General features: G+C 56.4%; 1 protein-coding gene. It reads right to left on the bottom strand.

Annotated features, from left to right (window positions below; translation table 11 throughout):
* Positions 1 to 5 precede the first annotated feature (5 nt).
* Positions 6 to 404 (bottom strand): ABC transporter permease (locus H6B10_RS15530; protein WP_204652366.1); only part of this gene is annotated, 399 nt, incomplete at its 5' end.

The following is a 404-nucleotide window of genomic DNA, read 5'->3' as shown; positions in this document are numbered from 1 at the left end:
CTGCATCAGTCGTGGCGGATGGCTTCCAGGGCGCTGATTTTTACAGCGTTATTGGCGGGCAGAATACCCGAGATCAGGCCCACCAGGGTAGCAAACACCAGGGCCGCCAGCATCAGCCAGGGCGGTATCACCGAGATGGTACTGGACATACCCCCATAGAACATACTGTTGCCCATCAGGCCGGACAGATCAATGGTCTGGCCGAACACCGACAAAATCAGGGTCAGGTGATTGAGCACAAAGCTGACCAGCAGGCTGATGCCTACACCCAGCAATCCGCCCAGGAACCCGATGCAGGAACTTTCCAGCAGGAACATGGTACGGATATTGCCCAGCTCACAGCCCAGCACCTTCATGACGCCGATTTCCCGGGTCCGTTCATAGATGGCCATGGTCATGGTATT

Origin of the sequence: Gemmiger formicilis, assembly GCF_016901605.1 — a bacterium.
GTDB classification, from domain to species: domain Bacteria; phylum Bacillota; class Clostridia; order Oscillospirales; family Ruminococcaceae; genus Gemmiger; species Gemmiger formicilis_B.
Note: the sequence above shows the minus strand (reverse complement) of the source record. Positions and strands in the feature narration are given on the sequence as shown.